19 protein-coding genes are annotated in these 20,213 nt (G+C 61.0%); 17 read left to right on the top strand and 2 right to left on the bottom strand.

The genetic code is table 11. The features are described from left to right. Positions 1-29: 29 nt before the first annotated feature. From MLC70_RS04860 to arsJ, 4 genes are all read left to right on the top strand, one after another. A complete protein-coding gene (locus tag MLC70_RS04860; RefSeq protein WP_248181944.1) occupies positions 30-407 on the top strand; it encodes a metalloregulator ArsR/SmtB family transcription factor in 378 nt (125 codons plus the stop codon). Beyond that, positions 407-1,432, top strand: a complete 1,026-nt coding sequence (gene arsB / locus MLC70_RS04855; RefSeq protein ID WP_248181943.1) for an ACR3 family arsenite efflux transporter — start codon at positions 407-409, stop codon at positions 1,430-1,432. The genes MLC70_RS04860 and arsB overlap by 1 nt, the downstream gene beginning before the upstream one ends. A 63-nt stretch (positions 1,433-1,495) precedes the next feature. Further along, positions 1,496-2,500, top strand: coding sequence for an ArsJ-associated glyceraldehyde-3-phosphate dehydrogenase (locus MLC70_RS04850; RefSeq protein ID WP_248181942.1), 1,005 nt, complete (start codon positions 1,496-1,498; stop codon positions 2,498-2,500). 1 nt (position 2,501) lies between these two features. Next, positions 2,502-3,716 (top strand): organoarsenical effux MFS transporter ArsJ, encoded by a 1,215-nt coding sequence (arsJ, locus tag MLC70_RS04845; protein WP_248181941.1) that lies wholly within the window; start codon positions 2,502-2,504, stop codon positions 3,714-3,716. Between the two features lie 147 nt (positions 3,717-3,863). Here the strand turns inward: arsJ and MLC70_RS04840 are convergent, their stop codons facing one another. Then, entirely contained in the window at positions 3,864-4,946 is a 1,083-nt protein-coding gene (locus tag MLC70_RS04840; protein ID WP_248181940.1) for a patatin-like phospholipase family protein, read from the bottom strand. A 70-nt stretch (positions 4,947-5,016) separates the two neighbouring features. Beyond that, entirely contained in the window at positions 5,017-5,931 is a 915-nt protein-coding gene (locus MLC70_RS04835) for an alpha/beta fold hydrolase (protein ID WP_248181939.1), read from the bottom strand. A gap of 199 nt (positions 5,932-6,130) precedes the next feature. Between MLC70_RS04835 and folE the strand changes: the two genes are divergently transcribed. The 13 genes from folE to MLC70_RS04770 all read left to right on the top strand — a co-directional run bounded on the left by folE (position 6,131) and on the right by MLC70_RS04770 (position 20,205). Continuing rightward, positions 6,131-6,694, top strand: a complete 564-nt coding sequence (gene folE / locus MLC70_RS04830; RefSeq protein WP_248181938.1) for a GTP cyclohydrolase I FolE — start codon at positions 6,131-6,133, stop codon at positions 6,692-6,694. A gap of 27 nt (positions 6,695-6,721) precedes the next feature. Beyond that, positions 6,722-7,105, top strand: coding sequence for a dihydroneopterin triphosphate 2'-epimerase (folX, locus tag MLC70_RS04825; protein ID WP_248181937.1), 384 nt, complete (start codon positions 6,722-6,724; stop codon positions 7,103-7,105). 43 nt (positions 7,106-7,148) lie between these two features. Continuing rightward, positions 7,149-7,577 carry a CoA-binding protein gene (locus MLC70_RS04820; RefSeq protein ID WP_248181936.1) on the top strand — a complete coding sequence of 143 codons (429 nt, stop codon included), beginning with the start codon at positions 7,149-7,151 and terminating at the stop codon, positions 7,575-7,577. A 162-nt stretch (positions 7,578-7,739) separates the two neighbouring features. Beyond that, positions 7,740-9,989 (top strand): putative bifunctional diguanylate cyclase/phosphodiesterase, encoded by a 2,250-nt coding sequence (locus tag MLC70_RS04815; RefSeq protein WP_248181935.1) that lies wholly within the window; start codon positions 7,740-7,742, stop codon positions 9,987-9,989. 51 nt (positions 9,990-10,040) lie between these two features. Beyond that, positions 10,041-10,355: a hypothetical protein gene (locus tag MLC70_RS04810; RefSeq protein ID WP_248181934.1), complete on the top strand. Its 315-nt coding sequence runs from the start codon at positions 10,041-10,043 to the stop codon at positions 10,353-10,355. An 87-nt stretch (positions 10,356-10,442) separates the two neighbouring features. After that, positions 10,443-10,874 (top strand): MerR family transcriptional regulator, encoded by a 432-nt coding sequence (locus tag MLC70_RS04805; protein ID WP_248181933.1) that lies wholly within the window; start codon positions 10,443-10,445, stop codon positions 10,872-10,874. Positions 10,875-10,880: 6 nt separating this feature from the next. Then, positions 10,881-13,484, top strand: a complete 2,604-nt coding sequence (locus MLC70_RS04800; protein ID WP_248181932.1) for a heavy metal translocating P-type ATPase — start codon at positions 10,881-10,883, stop codon at positions 13,482-13,484. Between the two features lie 126 nt (positions 13,485-13,610). Beyond that, a complete protein-coding gene (locus MLC70_RS04795; RefSeq protein WP_248181931.1) occupies positions 13,611-14,072 on the top strand; it encodes a DUF411 domain-containing protein in 462 nt (153 codons plus the stop codon). Positions 14,073-14,212: 140 nt separating this feature from the next. Next, the gene (locus MLC70_RS04790) at positions 14,213-16,210 is read left to right on the top strand and encodes a ribonuclease R family protein (protein WP_248181930.1); all 1,998 of its coding nucleotides are present in this window, start codon (positions 14,213-14,215) and stop codon (positions 16,208-16,210) included. Between the two features lie 65 nt (positions 16,211-16,275). After that, on the top strand, positions 16,276-16,476 hold the full coding sequence (locus MLC70_RS04785) for a hypothetical protein (RefSeq protein WP_248181929.1): 201 nt from the start codon (positions 16,276-16,278) through the stop codon (positions 16,474-16,476). Positions 16,477-16,771: 295 nt separating this feature from the next. Continuing rightward, a complete protein-coding gene (locus MLC70_RS04780) occupies positions 16,772-18,340 on the top strand; it encodes a carboxyl-terminal protease-like protein (protein ID WP_248181928.1) in 1,569 nt (522 codons plus the stop codon). Between the two features lie 13 nt (positions 18,341-18,353). After that, positions 18,354-18,995 (top strand): penicillin-binding protein activator LpoB, encoded by a 642-nt coding sequence (locus MLC70_RS04775; protein WP_248181927.1) that lies wholly within the window; start codon positions 18,354-18,356, stop codon positions 18,993-18,995. Next, a complete protein-coding gene (locus MLC70_RS04770; protein ID WP_248181926.1) occupies positions 18,979-20,205 on the top strand; it encodes a COG3014 family protein in 1,227 nt (408 codons plus the stop codon). Before MLC70_RS04775 ends, MLC70_RS04770 begins: the two co-directional genes overlap by 17 nt. Positions 20,206-20,213 lie beyond the last annotated feature (8 nt).

The following is a 20,213-nucleotide window of genomic DNA, read 5'->3' as shown; positions in this document are numbered from 1 at the left end:
CGCAGCCACGAAAGGTGCCACAACCTGTGATGGTGCAGAAGCAATCAATCCGCCAAGCCGTCAGCTACGACCCCGCGGCCGTGTTCAAGGCACTGGGGGAAGAAAACCGGCTGGCCATCCTGCTGATGATCGAGCAGCAGACAGAACTTTGCGTGTGCGAACTCACCACCGCACTGGCCGCACCGCAACCGAAAGTCAGCCGCCATCTGGCCCAGCTGCGTGAACTGGCCCTGCTGGATGACGAACGACGCGGCCAATGGGTTTACTACCGATTGCATCCGGCCCTGCCAGAATGGGTTCACCGGGTACTGCGAGACACCGCAGCGGCCAACTCCCCGTTTCTCGAACCGAGCCTGACGCGGCTGGCCACCATGCCGGACCGCCCCGTAAAAATGGACTGCGCCTGATGGGATTATTCGAACGTTACCTGAGCCTGTGGGTCGCCCTGGCCATCCTGCTGGGCATCACCACCGGCACCCTGCTGCCAGGTCTGTACGAGTTCGTCGCCAACCTGACCTACGCCCACGTCAACCTGGTGGTGGCGGTGTTCATCTGGGCCATGATCTACCCGATGATGGTGCAGGTGGATTTCACCGCCATCAAAAACGTCGGCCGCAAACCCCAGGGACTGATCCTGACACTGGTCATCAACTGGCTGATCAAACCCTTCACCATGGCGGCGCTGGGTTGGCTGTTCTTCAAGGTGCTGTTCGCCGATCTGGTGGACCCGGCCACCGCCACCGAATACATCGCCGGCATGATCCTGCTGGGCGTGGCCCCGTGCACCGCCATGGTGTTTGTCTGGAGCCATCTGACCAAAGGCGATTCCGGCTACACCCTGGTGCAGGTGTCGGTGAACGACATCATCATGATCTTCGCCTTCGCCCCCATTGCCGCGTTCCTGCTGGGCCTGTCATCAATCACCGTGCCCTGGGAAACCCTGCTGCTGTCGGTGATGCTCTATGTGGTTGCCCCGCTCATTGCCGGCATACTGACCCGCCGACACCTGTTACGTGGTGGTCACAATAAACTGGAACACTGGCTGCAACACAGCAAACCCACCACCGTGTTGGGGCTGCTGGCGACCGTGGCGTTGCTGTTCGGCCTGCAGGCCGACCGGATTCTGGACAACCCCTACGCCATCGGCCTGATTGCCATCCCGCTGCTGATCCAGAGCTACGGCATTTTCTTTATCGCTTACTTTGCCGCGCGCAAAATGGCGCTGCCCCATAACGTCGCCGCGCCGGCGGGGCTGATTGGCACCTCCAACTTTTTCGAGCTGGCGGTGGCCGTGGCCATCAGCCTGTTCGGGCTGACCTCCGGCGCCGCATTGGCGACGGTGGTGGGGGTACTGGTGGAAGTGCCGGTAATGTTGACACTGGTCGCCTTTGCCAACCGCACCCGGCACTGGTTTCCACAACCGTCGGTCTGAAAAACAGGCAATCACAGGGTCAGACGCGGCTGATTCGAATTATCAGAGTTCAGGAGAACCCCCATGAGCAAGATAAAAGTAGGTATCAACGGCTTCGGCCGCATCGGTCGGCTCGCACTGAGGGCGGCCTGGGAATGGCCGGAGATGGAGTTCGTGGCCATCAATGACCCCGGCGCAGATGCCGGCACACTGGCCCATCTGCTGAATTTCGACAGCGTGCACGGACGCTGGGATCACGAGGCCAGCTCCGACGGCACTCACGTGGTGATCGGAGAGCAACGTATCCGCGTGACCCATAACAAAACCATCGGCGAGACCGACTGGTCCGGCTGCGATCTGGTGATCGAGGCCAGTGGCGTCAACAAAAAGGTCAGTGTGCTGCAGGCTTACCTGGACCAGGGCGTGAAGCGGGTAGTAGTGACCGCACCGGTGAAAGAGCAAGGCGCGAAGAATATCGTGGTGGGCGTGAATGACGACATTTTCGACCCGGCCAACGACCGCATCGTGACCGCCGCCTCCTGCACCACCAACTGCCTGGCGCCGGTGGTGAAGGTGATCCACGAAAATCTGGGCATCAAGAACGGCTCCATCACCACCATCCACAGCCTGACCAACACCCAGACCATTATCGACGCCCCCCACAAGGACCTGCGCCGGGCGAGGGCCTGCGGCAGTTCCCTGATCCCCACCAGCACCGGCTCCGCCACGGCCATTATCGAGATTTTCCCGGAGCTCAAGGGCCGCCTGGATGGCCATGCAGTGCGGATTCCGCTGATCAACGCATCACTGACCGACTGCGTCTTTGAAGTGAACACGCCCACCGACCGCGACACCGTGAACCAGCTGCTGAAAGCGGCGGCCGAGGGTGAGCTGAAAGGTATCCTGGGGTACGAGGAGCGCCCGTTGGTATCGATCGACTATAAGACCGACCCGCGCTCGTCGATCATTGATGCCCTGTCCACGCTCGTGGTCAACGGCACCCAGGTGAAGTTGTACGCCTGGTACGACAACGAGTGGGGCTACGCCAACCGTACCGCCGAGCTGGCGCGCCGGGTAGGCTCTGCCTGACATGAGGGCCGCCATCCGACAGTATCTGGTCATCACCGGCAACTACTGGGCCTTCACCCTCACCGATGGCGCCCTGCGAATGCTGGTGGTGCTGCATTTCCACCAGCTGGGTTACTCGCCCCTGGAAATCGCGCTGCTGTTCATCTTCTACGAGTTCTTCGGGGTGGTCACCAACCTGGTGGGGGGGTATCTGGGCGCACGCCTGGGCCTGAACCTCACCATGAACATTGGCCTGTTCCTGCAGATCGTGGCGCTGGCCATGCTGGCGGTGCCGGCCGCCATGCTCACCGTGCCCTGGGTGATGGCCGCCCAGGCCATGTCCGGCATCGCCAAGGATCTCAACAAGATGTCTGCCAAAAGCGGCATCAAGTTGCTGGTGCCGGATGAACAGCAAGGCACTCTGTATAAGTGGGTGGCGATCCTCACCGGCTCCAAGAACACGCTCAAAGGTGTGGGCTTTTTCCTCGGCGGTGTATTACTGATGACCGCCGGTTTCACGGGTGCCGTGATCATCATGGCGGTGGCCCTCGGGCTAGTCTGGCTGGCCAGCCTGTTCCTGTTGAAACAGGAGCTGGGCAAGAGCACGGCCAAACCCAGGTTCCGAGAGATCCTGTCAAAGAGCCGCGCCATCAACGTGCTGTCCGCCGCCCGAATGTTCCTGTTCGGCGCCCGGGATGTGTGGTTTGTGGTGGCGTTACCGGTGTATCTGAACACGGTGTTCGGCTGGGATCACAGGCAGGTCGGTGGTTTCATGGCCAGTTGGATCATCGGCTATGGCTTCATTCAGACCCTCGCGCCAAAGATCACCGGTAGCAGCAATACCCACACCCCCGGCCGTGGTCCCGCCGTTGCCTGGGCGGCGGCACTGGCCCTGATCCCCGCAGCCATCGCCTCAGGGCTGACCGCCGACCTGCCCCCGCAACCGGTAATCATCGGCGGCCTGCTGCTGTTTGGCGTGCTGTTCGCTGTTAACTCGTCACTGCACAGCTACCTGATCGTCAGCTTCGCCCGCGGCGACGGCGTCTCGCTCGATGTCGGCTTTTACTACATGTCCAACGCCGCCGGCCGGTTGCTGGGCACCGTGCTTTCCGGTTGGGTCTACCAGAACCACGGCCTGGAAGCCTGCCTGTGGATCTCCGCAGCTCTGGTAGCCACCGCCGCCGCCCTGGCCGCCGGCCTGCCCCAAAAACAAGCGATCCGCCCCCAACAAGCGTAGAACCAACGGTCAAACACCCCAGTTGAAACAAGGGCCGTTGGGGGCCACCGAGTCAAAAAATTAAAAGAAACCCCGTTTCTCCTTTTTGACTCGGTGGCCTCCAACGGCCCGAAACTCCCAGGTTACCAGACCACACGGCCAACCAAATCAGAGCGGCCGAACCACCTCAGCCAAGCGCCCGCGCTCAACCAGCTCCATAAACTCATCCCCCAGCCGGTCACTCTCCACAATCGCCCGGCGCCAGGCCCGCTCGCGCCCCGCATCGTCGCCGACGTACTTCTCGAAATCCTTCCGGTCCGGCAACTTGCGATCCGGCAGTGACGCCCGATACTCCTGAGAGGGCGCCACCAACAGCACATCCTGCAGCCGCGTGGCATCCCCCCGACGCCAGGGCAACGTCTTGTCGAACCAGCCCGGCACCACCTTATCGGTAAAGTGCGGATACAGGATGATCCCCGGCTGCTCATAGGGCAGATCAAGGTGATAGTCCAACAATCCGCCGTCGCGGTAGACACCCTCCGGCGCCCCGGGGATATTGCGCACCCCCGCCATCACCAGGGGAATAGACGCGGACGCCAGCAACGACGGCAGCAGATTGTCCCGCGTCAGCGCCACCTCGTGGCTGGGGAAATCCACCAACTTCGACACCGGGGTTTTCAGCCGCGCGTCGTGAATAATGCCCCGCTCCATGTAACGGCCAAGATGGCGGCGACTCACCATATTGGCACTGATGGCATTCATGAGCCCCAGACTCAGCCGCCCGCGGGTGTCGTGCTCAAGCATGCCGCGGCTGCGCACCACCACCACATTCAAACGATAGAATGGGTGATTCAGCAGGTCGTCCTCGTGGCCGCCCAGCAGCTCTTCCAGAAACAGCACACTCTTGCGACTGACCTCCGCGGCGCTGACGCCCTTTGAAAACCGCTGGGAGGTGTACAACTCCGCCAGCTTTGCCAGCTGGGCTTTGGGGTTGTCCGTCGACGCCACCGCCGCAAACCGCCAGCTGCCAATCGAGGAGCCGATCAGCGAGCGCTCCTGCGGCACCCCGGGAAGCCAGTCGCCAAAAATCGCCTTGTCCAGTCCTGACAGCCCCAGCGCCTTAGGGCCACCGGCGGCGCCGGGAATGACATGCACATCTGCCGCCGACAATGGGTTGTCCTGCAGGCGTTGCAGAGCACGGCGGCCGGCGCGCACGGTTAATGCCGGCGCTCGGGTGTGGATGGCTGTCATGATGGTTCTCCCCAGTAATTTCGGGAGGAGTTTAGCGAACTGGCGGGTCAGCAGCCAGCCGGCTCTGAGCTCACGGCTTGCGGCGGAAATCCCGGTAGGCGGTAAACACATCCCAGGGGCTTTCGAAGTGCGGATAGTGGCCGACATTACGCAGGCTGACCACGTCAGCATTGGGCACCAGTTCACGGTAGCGTCGCGCCGTCGCCGCTCCGGACACCGGATCCGCCATGCCGGAGATTAACCGCATGGGCTGTTTTGCCTGCTGTAACGCGCCGACCCAACGATTGCGGTGACAGCGCCGCTCTTCCATGAAATGAATCAGTTGATGGAGAATGCCGCGGCCATTGTTGTAGGTCAGCAGGTGCCAGAAATCGTCCAGATCCTGACGATCGGGCGGATTGGCCGGCCCGAGCAGGCGGCGGAAATTACGTTCGAAGGTGCGGCGGGTCAAGCCACGGCTGATCAGGCCGCCCAGTGGGCTGTGCAGCAGTTTCTGAATCAGCAGGGGATGGTGCACTTCGGGAAACAGGGCGCCGTTGAGAAAGCACACGCTGGCGATGCGGAAACCGAGGCCACCCTCCTGTTCCCGGGCCAGCAACTCCTGGGTCACACTGCAGCCGTAATCGTGTGCAAGCAGATGCACGCTCGTTAGCCCCAGCCCTTCGATCCAGCCCTCGAACAGGTCGGCCTGATCCTCAATGCTGTAGTCGTAGCCGGCAGGCTTGTCGGAAAACCCGAAGCCCAGCATGTCGAGTACCAGGACATTGTGATTCTGGGTCAGCATGGGCCAGACCCGGTTCCAGTCCCAGCTTGCGGTCGGAAAACCATGCAACAGCACCAGCGGCTCGCCCTGCCCCGCCATGCGGCTGAATATGGCATGGCCCTCGTAGCTGAACCACTTACCGCCCTGTTGCCACCATTCCATTGTGCCTGTTTGCTGCGTCGCGTGGGCAGCCGCCGAATTACCGGCTATCACCTGATCCATGCACTGTTCCCGGAAAACCGTTACAGCCTGAAACTCTAGAACAAACCGCCGGGTACCGCCATAGTCGGTTGTGGAATTTGCGGGCGTCACCCCGGCCAGCGGTGGTCTTTTCCTGTCACCCGACCGTAAACCGTAGAGATGCCCGGCAATTTGCCTTAAGCTTTCGCCCTGATTCAGACACGGAACACCGGAACCGATTATGAGCACACCCCTTGACGATTTAGCGGGGCACTACCGCGACATTATTAACGGACTGGGCGAAGACACCGCCCGCGAAGGTCTTCAGGACACCCCCATGCGGGCTGCCAAGGCCATGCAGTTCCTGACTCAAGGCTATCAGCAGGACCTGAGCGAGCTTGTCAACAATGCGGTGTTTGAATCCGCCATGGATGAAATGGTGGTGGTTCAGGACATCGAGCTGTACAGCATGTGTGAGCACCATATGCTGCCGTTCATCGGCAAATGCCACATCGCCTACCTGCCCCAGGGCCGGGTGTTGGGGCTGTCCAAGTTTGCGCGCATCGTCGACATGTATGCCCGCCGCCTGCAGATTCAGGAGAACCTGACCCGGCAGATTGCGGAAGCCATCGAGAGCGTGACCAACGCGAACGGCGTTGCCGTGGTCATCGAGGCCCAGCACATGTGCATGATGATGCGGGGCGTGGAAAAACAGAACTCCCGGATGAAAACTTCGATGATGCTGGGCGCTTTCCGCAAGTCCCAGGCAACACGAACGGAGTTTCTGAATCTCATCAGCCGCTGAGGCGGCACCGAAAACGCAGGAAATGGCATGACAGACGTCACCGGAGATCACCAGGCCACTGTACGCATCAAGAATCTGCTCCTTCGGGCCTACATCGGCATCAAGGAGGAGGAGATCAACAACCAGCAGGATGTGCTGATCAACGTCTGTCTGTCCTACGACGGCACCAACGCCATCAATGAAAACGACATTGCCGCCGCTCTCAACTACCGCACCATCACCAAGGAAATCATCCGCCATGTGGATGGCAACCGCTTCGCTCTGCTGGAGCGCCTGACCCACGAGGTGTTGGCGATTGTGATGGAGCACGCGGCCGTGACCTGGGCTGCGGTAGAAATCGACAAGCCCCACGCGTTACGCTACGCCGAGTCGGTGTCGGTGACTCTGGAAGCTCACCGCTCCAAATCCTGACTCACGGCCGCAAGTCGGCGCAGCACAAGAGCACCCGCACACCATGTCCCGATCCAACCCTGACCGGATGCGGCAGATTCTGTCGACCGTACGCACCATCGCCCTGGTCGGCGCCAGCGATAAATCCCACCGCCCCAGCCACGACGTCATGGCCTACCTGCAAAGCCGCGGCTACCGGATGATTCCGGTTAACCCGAAGCTGGCGGGTCAGACCCTGCTGGGGGAAATCGTGTATCCGGACCTTCACGCACTGCCGGTCAAACCCGACATGGTGGAGCTGTTTCTGGCTCCGGAACGCACTGGCCCGGTCATCGACGCCGCCATCGAACTCGAGGTACCGGTGGTGTGGATGCAGATCGGCGTGATCAACGAAGCCGGTGCCGATAAGGCCGAAGCGGCCGGGCTGATGGTGATCATGGATCGGTGCCCGAAACAGGAAATACCCCGGCTGGGGGTCCCGCCCGCGCGGTGACACCCGCACCGTCTCAGGGTCCCGGTGGCATTTCGTTACAAGAAGGCATATAACAAATACTGGTCGGCAACCGCAACGAACCCTCATAGTCGGTCGATACCTGCCGATATGTTACGTTGTTGACGTACCGGAGCGGAGTCCAGCGTGGAGAAACCTGATTCAGTGACAAACAACGTCGTCAAGGGGCTGTTGCACCCTCTGTTGCCGGTGCTGATCATTCTGGTTTTTCTGGCCACCGCGTCCGGATTGAAATACGGCATCGAAAAACAGGATTGGAATCAGATTCAGTCCAGCCTCGACAACGAGGCCCAGGCCATGGCCACCAATCTGGAACGCGAGTTTCTGGTCCACCTGGAAGCCATTCGCCGCTTAGCACGGCGCCTCGAAGCTAACCCTGACATGCCCGAAGAAATCTGGAGCCACGACGCTCGTAACTACCTTCAAGACTTCGGAATTTATCAGGCCATCGAGTGGATTGACCGGGACTTCATTATCCGCTGGCTTGAGCCCCTGTCCGGCAACGAAGACGTAGTCGGCTTCAATGTCGCGATCAACCCCGAGCGCCGACAGGCGCTGGAACAGGCCCAGGCCAGCGGCGAGATCGACATTTCCGGGGTGCTGAATCTGCGCCAGGGCGGCCGGGGGCTGGTCATTTACGTGCCGGTGTACGCCGGCGCCGACAATAAAGGGTTCGTTGCCGGTGTCTTCCAGATGGAGACCCTGGCTCGCCACTTGCTGACCAGCCGCGTGCTTGACGCCTTCCGGATACGCATCACCGACAATGGCAAACTTGCGCACGAACTCAACACCTCCAGCGAAACTGCACCGGCGTTTTCCCACTCGGTACCCGTGGCGTTACCCACGCTGGACTGGGCGCTAACAGTTACCCCGTCTGCGGCGTGGGTGGATTCCCAGCGCAGCGTCTGGCCGCTGGCAACGTTCATTTCCGTATTATTCATGGGCATTCTGACCAGCCTGACCACATTGCTGGTGCAGCTGATCCTCAAACGTAACCAGGCGCTGCTGAAAACCCGGCGGGAACTGGAATCCGAAATTGACCAACGCAAGGCGGTGCAGCAGGACCTGGCGCGACTGGAGTCTACCGATGCCCTCACCGGCCTGGCCAACCGCCGGTTCTTCATGGAAGACCTCACCCACACCCTCAATATTGCCGACCGGCAGATGCGACAGGTTGCTCTGGTGATGATGGATCTGGACCGCTTCCAGATGCTCAACGACTCGCTTGGCCACCAGTTCGGCGATGAGCTGCTGATCAAGGTGTCGGAACGGCTCAACGGCCTCAGCAACGAGAAAGTGTTGGTGGCCTATTCCGGTGGTGACGAGTTCATGATCTGCCAGCAGCACGTCGACGATCTTGACGATGTGATCAACCTGCTCGGCCAGATCAAGCAGATCTTTGCCGAACCCTTCGAGGTGCAGGGCGACGCTCACAGTGTGACCGCCACCATGGGAATCGCGGTCTACCCGCAAAGTGGTCTTGATGCCGATACCCTGCTGCGCAACGCCGATGTGGCGCTCTACCGGGCCAAGGATCAGGGCCGGAATACCTACCAGTTCTACACCGAAGGCATGCAGGATCGCGAGGTCATGCGGCTGGAGCTGGACAAGGACCTCAGCCAGGCTCTCGCCAACGACGAGTTCGTACTCTACTTCCAGCCCCAGGTGGAACTGGAAAGCGCAGAGATTCACAGCGTCGAGGCGCTGATCCGCTGGCAACACCCGCGCCGCGGCCTGCTCCCACCCATTGAGTTCATCCCCCTGGCCGAGGAAAGTGGCCGCATTACCGAGATCGGTCGCTGGGTGGTCATGGCCGCCTGCCGCCAGCTCGCCCGCTGGCAGGGTACCGACTTCGAGCATCTGCGGATTGCGGTGAATCTGTCGGGCCGCGAGCTGGACGACGAAGGCCTGGTGGACCATATCCGCGAGGCGCTGGAAAGCAACAGTGTGCCCCCCAGCCGGCTGGAAGTGGAGCTCACCGAAGAGATTTTCATCCAGAACATCGAGCACAACCGCGACCAGCTGTCGAAACTGCACCAGCTGGGCGTGCAACTGGCCATCGACGATTTCGGCGTTGGTTATTCTTCGCTCGGCTATCTGCGGGACTTCCCGGTGGATCTGCTGAAGATTGACCGCTCCTTTATCACCGAGGTCACCGAACGCCACGACGACGCCGTCATCACCCGCGCGGTTATCAACCTGGCGCACAACCTGGGCATCCGCGTGGTGGCCGAAGGGGTCGAAACCATGGAACAGCTGGTGTTCCTGAAAAACCAGCGCTGTGACCTTGCCCAGGGGTACCTGATCAGCCGGCCGGTGCCCGCCGCCGCGCTGGAGAAAGCCCTGTCCGAAGGCTCCATGATTACCGATACCCCGGCCCGGAGCGGATTGTAATCGTCACGCTTGTTCGCCAGAATTCCGGCAACACTTTCCGGGAATAACGCAATGACACAGACCTACCTCTCGCCCGAGCAGGACCGGGCACTGCGCCGCTGGGAGCGCTGGAACCGCAACTACTTTCTGTTCGCTTTCTTCGCGCTGGTAATCATTCTGATCTTCAGCAGCCAACTGGGATTATCCAGTGGCGACAGCTGGGGACCGCTGGGAGTTTTGCTGGCGGCCCTGGTGGCACCAATCATCGCCCTGCAACTGCGCCTTGCCTGCCCGGCCTGCGGCCACCGCATCGGCTGGCAGGCGAAGCTGATGGCGCCAGACCAGTGCCGTAGCTGCAGTGTCTTCCTGCGCGCAAGGAACACCTGAACGCCAACTGCCAATGTAACCCTTGACCTGTGAGTAGCTCACAGGTTTTAGACTATACTCATACTAAACCACCGTATGGGTAGAACGATGAAAGTCGTCGACATTGCCAAGGCCGCCGGGGTAAAACCCGACACTGTGCGCTTCTACACCCGCGAAGGGTTGCTCAGCCCGGCGCGTAATCCGGATAACAACTACCAGCAGTTCGATTCCGAAGATCTACGCCGTCTGCGTTTCGCCCGCAAGGCGCGGCAATTAGGCTTTTCATTACCCGAGATCCGGTCCATCCTGAATCAGGCCGATGACCACCATTCCCCCTGCCCGCTGGTGCGGGAGGTCTTCGAGCAACGGCTGGAGGAAGTGGAACGGGAAATCCGCGAACTCAACCAGCTGCGCGATCGCATGAAATCCGCGCTGACCGCATGGCAGGCCATGCCGGATGGCACCCCGGACGGCCACACCATTTGCCGTTTGATCGAACACTGGGATGAACCTGCCACCGTTAACGGCTTCAGGGAGTAAACCGACATGAATCAGACCGTCAAATTACGCCCCGCCCTCGCCATTTCCGGCGCCAGCTGTCAGGGCTGCGCCAGCAAAATCCGTAAGGCGTTGCAGCCCCTGGTGAGCAACGGCGATCATGTCGCCGTCAATCTCGAAACCCAGATCGTGGCGTTGCCGGAAGACATTGATCTGGATAAAGCCGCGCGGCTGGTCAGCGACAGCGGCTATCTGGCAAAACCTCTGCCCCCCCACGGAGACGGTCACGGCGAAGAGCGGCAGGCCGGGCACGAGGAACACCCACACGAGTCCGAACCGGCTGCGGTCACCGTGGAGTCCACCGATGACCGGGAAGAACAGGCCGACACCCCGGCCGCCGGTGACCGGCAGATTCACCTGGCGGTCACCGGCGCCACGTGTGCGTCCTGCGTGAACACCATAGAGAAAGCACTGACGTCGGTGCATGGGGTAACCGCAGCCCACATGAACCTGGCAGACAACACCGCGACCGCCAGCGGTGATGCCGACCCCGCGGCCTTGATCAAGGCGGTGGAAAGCTCCGGCTACGGGGCCAGCGTGATCGAAGACGAAGACGCAGCCGACGACCGCCGCCAGCAGGACGATCGCAAGCAGTACAGGACCCTGCTGATCAAAATGGCCATCAGCCTGAGCCTGGGTGTGGCGCTCATGGTCTGGGGCATGGGCTTCGGATCGATGATGGTCAGCGCCGACAATCAGGTGACCTGGCTCAACCTGGGCGTGCTTACCCTGGGCGTGATGATTGCCACCGGTGGCCATTTTTTCATCGGCGCCTGGAAAGCCTTCCGCCACCATAACGCCAACATGGACACACTGATTGCTCTCGGTACCGGCACGGCCTGGCTCTACTCCATGGTGGTGACCAGTATCCCGGACGCCCTTCCGGAAATGGCGCGCCATGTCTATTTCGAAGCTTCCGCCATGATCATCGGCCTGATCAATCTTGGCCAGGCGCTGGAATTACGGGCCAAGGGCAAGACCTCCGAGGCGATTCGCCGTTTGCTGGACCTGCGGGCGAAAACCGCACGGGTGATTCGCGACGGTGAGGAACGGGACATTCCAGTGGAGGACGTACGCAAAGGCGATCACATTCGCGTACGCCCCGGGGAAAAACTGCCGGTCGACGGCGTGATTGCCGAGGGCAGCACCCGCATCGACGAAAGCATGCTGACCGGCGAGCCTATGCCCGTCAGCAAGAGTGAAGGCGACGACGTTTCCGCCGGCACCCTCAACACTCACGGCGCCATTATCTACGAAGCCACCCGGGTTGGCAGCGACACCGCACTGGCCCAGATCATCAAACTGGTGAAAAAAGCCCAGGGCTCGAAACCGGCGATCGGTCGTCTGGCAGACACGATCTCCTCGGTGTTCGTGCCCAGCGTGATGCTGATTGCGGTGGTGGCGGCGCTGGTCTGGTACAACGTCGGCCCGGAGCCTGCGGTGGTACATATGATGGTGGCAGCCACCACCGTGCTGATCATCGCCTGCCCCTGTGCCCTGGGCCTGGCCACGCCGATGTCGGTGATGGTGGGTGTCGGCAAGGCCGCGGAATACGGCGCGCTGATCCGCCAGGGCGATGCGCTGCAAACCGCCGGCAAGGTGGACCTGGTAATTCTCGACAAGACCGGCACCATCACCGAGGGTCACCCAGCGGTGACTCGCCTGCACGCCAGCGATGGCGATGAGCAAGGTTTGCTGGCACTGGCCGCGGGCCTTGAGCGGCACTCCGAACACCCGCTGGCCGAGGCCATTATGGGCAAAGCCGAAAAAGGCAGCGTGCAACCGGAGAACGTCACCGGCTTCGAGGCACTGAACGGCAAAGGCGTGCAGGGCCAGTTTAATGGCCAGCCCCTGCGTCTGGGCAATCGCCGTTGGCTGGAGGCCGAAGGCCTGTCTGTCGAGGCGCTGGACGAAGCGTCACAAGCCATTACCGAGGAAGCCGGCACGCCGCTGTTCCTGGCCCTGGGTACGGAGGTGCTGGGGGTGATCGGAGTGGCCGATGCCATCAAGCCGGACTCCAGAGCGGCCATCCGCCGCCTGCACGAGGCCGGGATCCGGGTGATGATGGTGACCGGCGATGTGAACGCCACCGCCAAAGCCATTTCGGCCAAAGCCGGCATCGACGACTACCGCGCCGAGGTGCTGCCAGAAGACAAGGCCGAAGTGGTCAGCGCCATGCGCGGCAAAGGGTACACCGTGGCCATGGTGGGCGACGGCATCAACGATGCCCCGGCACTGGCGGCCGCGGACGTGGGCTTTGCCATCGGAACCGGCACCGATGTCGCCATCGAGAGCGCCGCCATCACCCTGATGCGGGGCTCGCTGCACGGCGTGCCGGATGCCATTGAGATATCCCGCGCCACCGTTCGTAATATTCACCAGAACCTGTTTGGCGCGTTCATCTACAACGCCCTGGGGATACCGGTCGCCGCCGGCCTGCTTTACCCCGTGTGGGGCATTCTGATGAGCCCCATCCTGGCAGGCGCGGCCATGTCGCTGTCGTCGGTCACGGTGGTCACCAACGCCAACCGTCTGCGGCTGTTCCGGACCAGCCAAACACCGAACACCGGTCAGCATGAGGAGCGGAACTGATGGAAACCTTCCTGGTCAATGCCAGTGGCGTGCTGTTGATGGCAGCGATTGTGTGGTGGTTCTGGCTGTCACCGTCCTCCGCTGGCGCTGCCGACGATCACAGCCATCATCATTGAGGAATACCCTATGACTCTGCGTAAAAAAGCGCTCGGCCTTGCCATTGCCTTCGGTTTCAGTGCCCTCGTCAGCAGCCCGTTGCTGGCAGCGGACGACACCGACAGTATCCATGTGTACAAGTCCCCCACCTGCGGCTGCTGCAGTGACTGGATCGATCACCTCGAAGACAACGGCTTTGAGGTCACGGCCACCGACACTAACGACATGGGCAAGATCAAGGCCGATGCCGGGCTGATTGCCGGGCTGGGCAGTTGCCACACCGCTTTTGTCGGTGACTATGTGATTGAAGGCCACGTGCCGGCGGATGACATCAAGCGCCTGCTGTCGGAAGCGCCCAAAGCCACCGGCCTGAGTGTTCCGGGCATGCCGGCAGGCTCACCGGGCATGGAAATGGGTGACCGCAAGGATCACTACAAGGTTATTCTGTTCAACGAGCAGGGCCAGACCCGGGTATTTGCCGAACACAACTGAGGCGCCACAGACCTGAATCGGGGCGTCGGGCTGGCTGACGCCCCGCCAGCGTTGCGGTTGTGTAAGAGGTCTGACGTGCCCGGCCATAACCGTTATACTTCGGCCCTGACACTCACAACTTCGCCAGCCAGGTTCCGTTCATGCTCAATGCCGACGCTCTCAGCCAGTTGCGCCAGCTGAAAACCGACATCAAAGAAAACAAGGTAGTCTTTCCCGGCACCGTCAAAGCCACCAACGGACGTTTCGGTTTCGTAGCGCTGGATGAGGGTCGGGACGTGTTCCTGCCGCCGGAGGAAATGCTGAAGGTCTTGCCCGGCGACCGCGTCAATGTCACCGAACAGGAAGGCGACAAGGGCAAGATCCAGGGCGTGATCGACGAGCTGCTGGAAACCAGTCTCGACACCTTCGTCGGCCGCTACCTGATCAAGGGCAAAGGCCACTTCGTGGTGCCGGAGACCCCCGGCATCAACCGCTGGATCTTCATTCCGCCGAAAGAGCGGATGAACGCCAGCCCGGACGATTTCATCTACTGCCGCATCCACAAGCATCCGATCAAGGACGGCAAGGGCCAGGCCCAGATTTTGAAAGTGCTGGGCAAACCCGGGGATACCGGTATCGAACGGGCGCTGACGCTGGCCACCTTCGATTTGCCGGACACCTGGCCGGAGGCGGTGCAGCAACAGGCGGAAGCTCTGAGTGAGGCCACCATCGAGGCGCGGACCGCGGATCGTGAAGATCGCACCGACCTGCCCTACGTCACCATCGACAGCCCCGGCACTCAGGACATGGACGATGCCCTGCTGGCGGAACCCAATGCCACCGGCTGGAAGCTGTCGATTGCCATCGCCGATCCTACCGCGGTGATCGAACCCGGCAGCGCGGCGGAGGCCGAAGCCTACCGCCGGGCAACGGCCATCTACTTCCCCGGTGAACCGCTGCCGATGCTGCCGGACAGCCTCAGCACCCGCCTGTGCTCGCTGATGCCGGAGGTCAAACGTCTGGCCCTGGTGTGCGATCTGCAGGTCAACAACGATGGCAGCCTGGGCGCGTACAGCTTCCACACGGCGGTCATCCAGTCCAAGGGCAAGCTCAGCTATGAGCTGGTGTCCAACCTGATCGAAGGCCGCGAAGACGACGATATCAAGGCGCTGCCGGATGCCGTCTCCAACAGCCTCGACCAGCTGCACCAGACCGCCACTGCCCTGCGCAAATGGCGCAACGAACACGCGCTGCTGAGTGCCGATCGCCCGGAATTCCGCCTGCGGCTGGACGAGAACAAGCGGGTACGGCTGATTGAACCCTCGGTACAGAACGAAGCCCACCGGCTGGTGGAGGAATGCATGGTGGCTGCCAACCGCTGCGCGGCCGACTTCCTCAGTCAGCAGGCCAAAGGCCTGTTTATCCAGCATCCCGGCCTGCGGGATGACCGTGCCGACAACGTTCGCACCCTGCTCGAACGCTACGCACCGAACCTGTCAGGCGTGGATGCCACATCGGCCGCGGGTTTCCGCGAACTGATGAAACGCACCGACAATGTGAGCGCAGACGTCCCGGTCAAGGCCATCCTCTCCCGCCAGCTGGCCCGCGCGGAGCTGGCCTTTGACGCCGCGCCTCATCAAGGCATGGGGCTGGCGGCTTACACCACCTTCACCTCGCCGCTGCGCAAGTTCAGCGATTTCTACGTGCACCGTCTGATCAAGGCAGTGCTGTGGCAGGAAGCCATGGGCGAGCTAAGCGCCGAGCAGCTGGCGGAACTGCAGACCACCCAGATCCGCGCCCGCCAGGCCGCCAACAGTCTGGAAAGCTGGCTCAAGAGCGACTTTGCCAAAACCCTGGGCAACGACCCGATGACCGGTGTCATCAGCCGCACCGTGCCCGCCGGTTTCTTTGTGCGCCTGGACGCCAATGGCCTGGAAGGGTTTGTCAGTTGCCGCACTCTGGACGGCAAATACGGCTTCGATCCCGTCACCCTGCGCCTGATCCACAACAAGAACGGCCGGATTTTCCAGCTGGAACAGCCGGTCACCGTGACCTTCGCGGACGTGGATGAGGAACGGAAACAGATCAACTTCAAACTGGTGAGTGCCGAGGAAATCGTCGCCGGCAAAGATGCCGAGAGCACCGATACCGCAACTTGAAAAACCGAGGAGACGGGCGCATCGTACTCTTGAGGAGTTCATTTCACCGACGGAGGTGATCGCCCATGCCCATCAGCCCCGATGAGTTCCTGAAAAAGTACGGTTTCGACAAGGAAGAGGAAGAGCGAGACCACAGCCTGCGCCACAACGCCCTGGAGCACGCCAAACACCTGCGCCGGCCCCATGCCGGCACGCCCCATGACTGGGAAGAGTGGGAGCGCTACAAGCAGGAGCACCCGGAGGATGTGGAAGACAACGAGCGCTGACCCCATCAGCGCTCAAACTCGCCCCCCTGCGCCGACTCAGCGCCTGATTTTGCGAAATTTTACAATCTGCGCGCAACCTCATCTTTAATATAAAATTTAATGACTTGCATTCATTGTCGTCAAAGGCCAAAACTCTTATCGGGCCAAACGATAGTCCTACCCTGCCTAGGGTATTCCCCGATCCCTCAAAATGAAGTATCCGTAATGCAAAACAACGACTGCGTCACAATTCGCGGAATGTTGCAGCAAACATTGCGCGTCGTGCGATCGCATCATGAGACTCAGGTACCCAACCATGGAAAAAAGCTCCGCCCGCCAATGGAAAGCCGTTTTTACGGCAACACTAGCAACACTCGCGCTGTCAGGCTGTGCCGTCTATAAACTGGATGACAGTGCTCTCGATAAAAACGCCCAGGCCTATCAACAAACTACTCCCTTCACCACGGATTCCCCCATACTCGAACCATGGCTCATACCTGCGGCAGACGATTTACCGGCCGTGGAGGTTGTGCAGTCTCAGTCGGCCAATTACATCACCACATCCGGACTGAATTTTCTCGCATCGTTGCTCACCCTGACCTTGGTTCCCGCCGTCGATGGCCACGAGTACACCGACACTCTGCAGGTTGTTTGGGACGGCGAGACACTCGCCACCAGCTCGGCAAGCTACAGCATCAAGCAGTATTTCAGTGTCTACTTTCCGACGCCCATGCTTTTCCTCGGCTCACTCTATGAAACCGATCAGGCCGATCTTACGGACACCCTGGAGACCATCAGTGTCATTCATGCCCGCAACATCGCGGATACAATTGCCGAGCAGCAACCTCGGTTTGATCGAATAGCGAAAGACGATCCTGACGCCCTGGCAGCCTTTGTGAAAACCGGCGACGCTCCGTTATTCAATCCACTGGCAGTCGCCGGCATTGCCGCCCTTGCCCCCGTGGATAACCGCCTGGAGTACCATCGCACTTATGCTGAACTGCCCGGCTACATTAACGTGCTTCCACTGGAAGCGCAGGCTTGGCTGATTGGGCCTGACGGGCTAAAAGGCTGGCAAATCAAAGAAGCTCTGGATAATGGCGAGGAGGAAGCTGAGCTATTGCGCAAGGTCGTCAGCAGCTATCCGGCGGACTTGACTCAGTGGAACCAGGAAACCCGCAGAGTTGAGACCAGATACCGCACGGTGTTTGCTGACACCAATCCCCAGTTGGTCACAAACCTGCTGGAGACCTATGCCGAAAAGCGGGCCCAGTGGCCTTACTACCCCAACATGACTGACGAGCACCGTCGCACATTGGTGGAGAACGGTGTTCCGGCCAGCATCGTGAGCTACATGTCCAACACAGAGCGCTCAGCCGAGCTGATCGCAGCCGCGAAAACAGGCCCGCTGCAAGATGCCCAGGGGCAGATGCTCACCGAAGAGCAGCTTCTGGAAAGGCTGGTTCGCAAAGATAACGCTGGTCCCTACCTGAGCCCCTACACCAGCGATGATGTGTTCGCGGAATGGGTCAATCTCGCCAATAACGCGAGTATGGGGGCATCCGTCGGCACCGCCGCTGGCGCCATGGCCGGAGCCTATGCCGCTGAAAAGGCCCTGGATTTCGTGCCCTTCGGACTCGGTGGGCTGATCGGTGGCGCGGTGGGCGCTGAAATAGGCAAGGAAACCGGGCGGGAAACCGCGATCTCCGCATCCGGCGGCTGGGAAGCCATCAAGGCATCCTCAGACCGCAGCTTCGATTCGCTCACTGATATGGCCCGCTACCTGAAGCGAAAGTATGGCACCACTGCGAACTTCAACGACGCGGTGAAGGCCACCTCACAGATATACCCGGAGTTCGGTGCCGTACTGGCTTCCACTTACTGATCGGAGACTGACTATGAAGATGGATACCAAGACATGCCTGTTCACCGCTGTCGCGGCAACCACGCTCCTGCTAACCGGCTGCGCCGGCCAGATTGACAACACCCGTGGCAAAGCCACCGTGTACGAAGACGCCTCCACCACCGGGCGCGTGGGCGGTGTCGGCATCGAAAGCCAGGACATTGTGGCAGTCACCGACGAAATGATGCGCGACATGCTGGCCAACCGCATGCTGGCGGGCCGGGACATTCCGCCGCGGATCATTATTGATAACGAGTACATGCGCAACGAAAGCTCCTCAGTGGTGAACACCAATATGCTGACCGACCGTCTGCGCATTGAACTGAACCGCGCCTCCAATGGCCGGATGATTTTCGTGGGGCGTGAATACGCTGCCATGGTGCAGAAAGAACGCGACCTCAAGCGCGACGGCGCCGTGGATGGTGGCACCATCCGCGAGACCGCGGCACAGGCCGGTGCCGACTACCGTCTGGCCGGTCGAATCACCTCACTGGATGCCGCCGATCGCAGTGATGGCACCCAGTCACGTTACAGCCAGATCAGTTTCGAGATGGTCGATATGGAACTGGGCACCATCATCTGGAGCGGCCTCTACGAGATGCGCAAAGCAGGTCGGGACGATGTTGTTTATCGCTGAGCGCCGGCCGGCCCTGCTGGCCAGCGCCATTCTGTCGCTGTCGCTGGTGGGGTGTGCCACCGGCCCCAAGACCTACGATCGCTCGAGTCTGACTGCGGCCCAGGAACAGGTCATCGCCAGCAAACCCACGGTGGTACAGCAGGACTATCGCAACCTGTACGAGGAGGGGCGCCGGAACGAAGTGCTCAACCTGATGGAGATCGGCCTAAAGGCCTATCGTGCCGGCCACCTGGACGAAGCCAGAGCGGCACTGGATCGCGCCAGGGTCAGCATTGAGAGTATCTACGCCGATGACGACGCCGCCCGCAAGGCCCGCAGCGTCTGGTACGAGGAAGCCGAAAAAGACTTCAAGGGCGAGCCTTACGAGCGCTCCATGGTGTACCTCTACCTGGGCCTGATTTTTCTCGAGCAGGGCGATTATGGCAACGCCCGAGCCAGCTTTATCAGTGGTCTGCTACAGGACGCCTTTGCCGAGGAAGAGCAGAACAGTGCCGATTTCGCGTCGCTGATTTATCTTGCCGGCTGGGCTGCGCTGCGGATGGACAGCAACAAGCTGGCGGAAGAGCACTTTCAGGAACTGATGGCGTTCCGCCCGGATGCGCCTATTCCTGCTGACGACCATAACGCCTTGCTTATCGTGGAAACCGGCCAGTCACCCCGCAAACTGGGCGATGGCGTCGGCCATTACCAGCTGGTGTACCGCCGCGGCAAGGACTTCCCGGACGTGGGCGCGCAATGGCAGGCCGGCGAAACCTGGGAAACCGTATACCCGATGGAAGATATCTATTTCCAGGCGTCCACCCGCGGCGGTCGCGCCATCGACCGTATTGTTGAGGGCCAGGTCCAGTACAAAACCACCACCCGCGACATTGGCACCAACCTCAGCTCGGTCAGCCAGAACAGTCTGCTGGCGGGCGCCAGTGCCTCGGCTGGCGGCGTGCTGGGGGCCGGCTTTGCCGCCATCAGCCTGGTGAGCGTGGCGGCCCAAGGCATGTCCGCGGCGGCCAATGTGCGCGCCGATATCCGTTACTGGGAAGCGCTGCCAGACACCCTGCACATCATTCCACTGCGAGCGGAGCCTGGTCAGCAGGTCACCGTGCGCTTTCTCGACAAGAACGGCCAGCCGATTCCCGGTCTGACCGATACCACTGAGTTCCGCTTCGACGGCCGCGGTCAGGGACTGGCTCTCGCCACGTCCCGGCGCCCCTGACAGGTACA

The sequence above is a fragment of the Marinobacter goseongensis genome (assembly GCF_023156235.1).
Classification (GTDB): Bacteria; Pseudomonadota; Gammaproteobacteria; order Pseudomonadales; family Oleiphilaceae; genus Marinobacter; species Marinobacter goseongensis.
The sequence above is the reverse complement of the archived record's forward strand: the minus strand, read 5'-3'. Positions and strand labels throughout refer to the sequence as shown.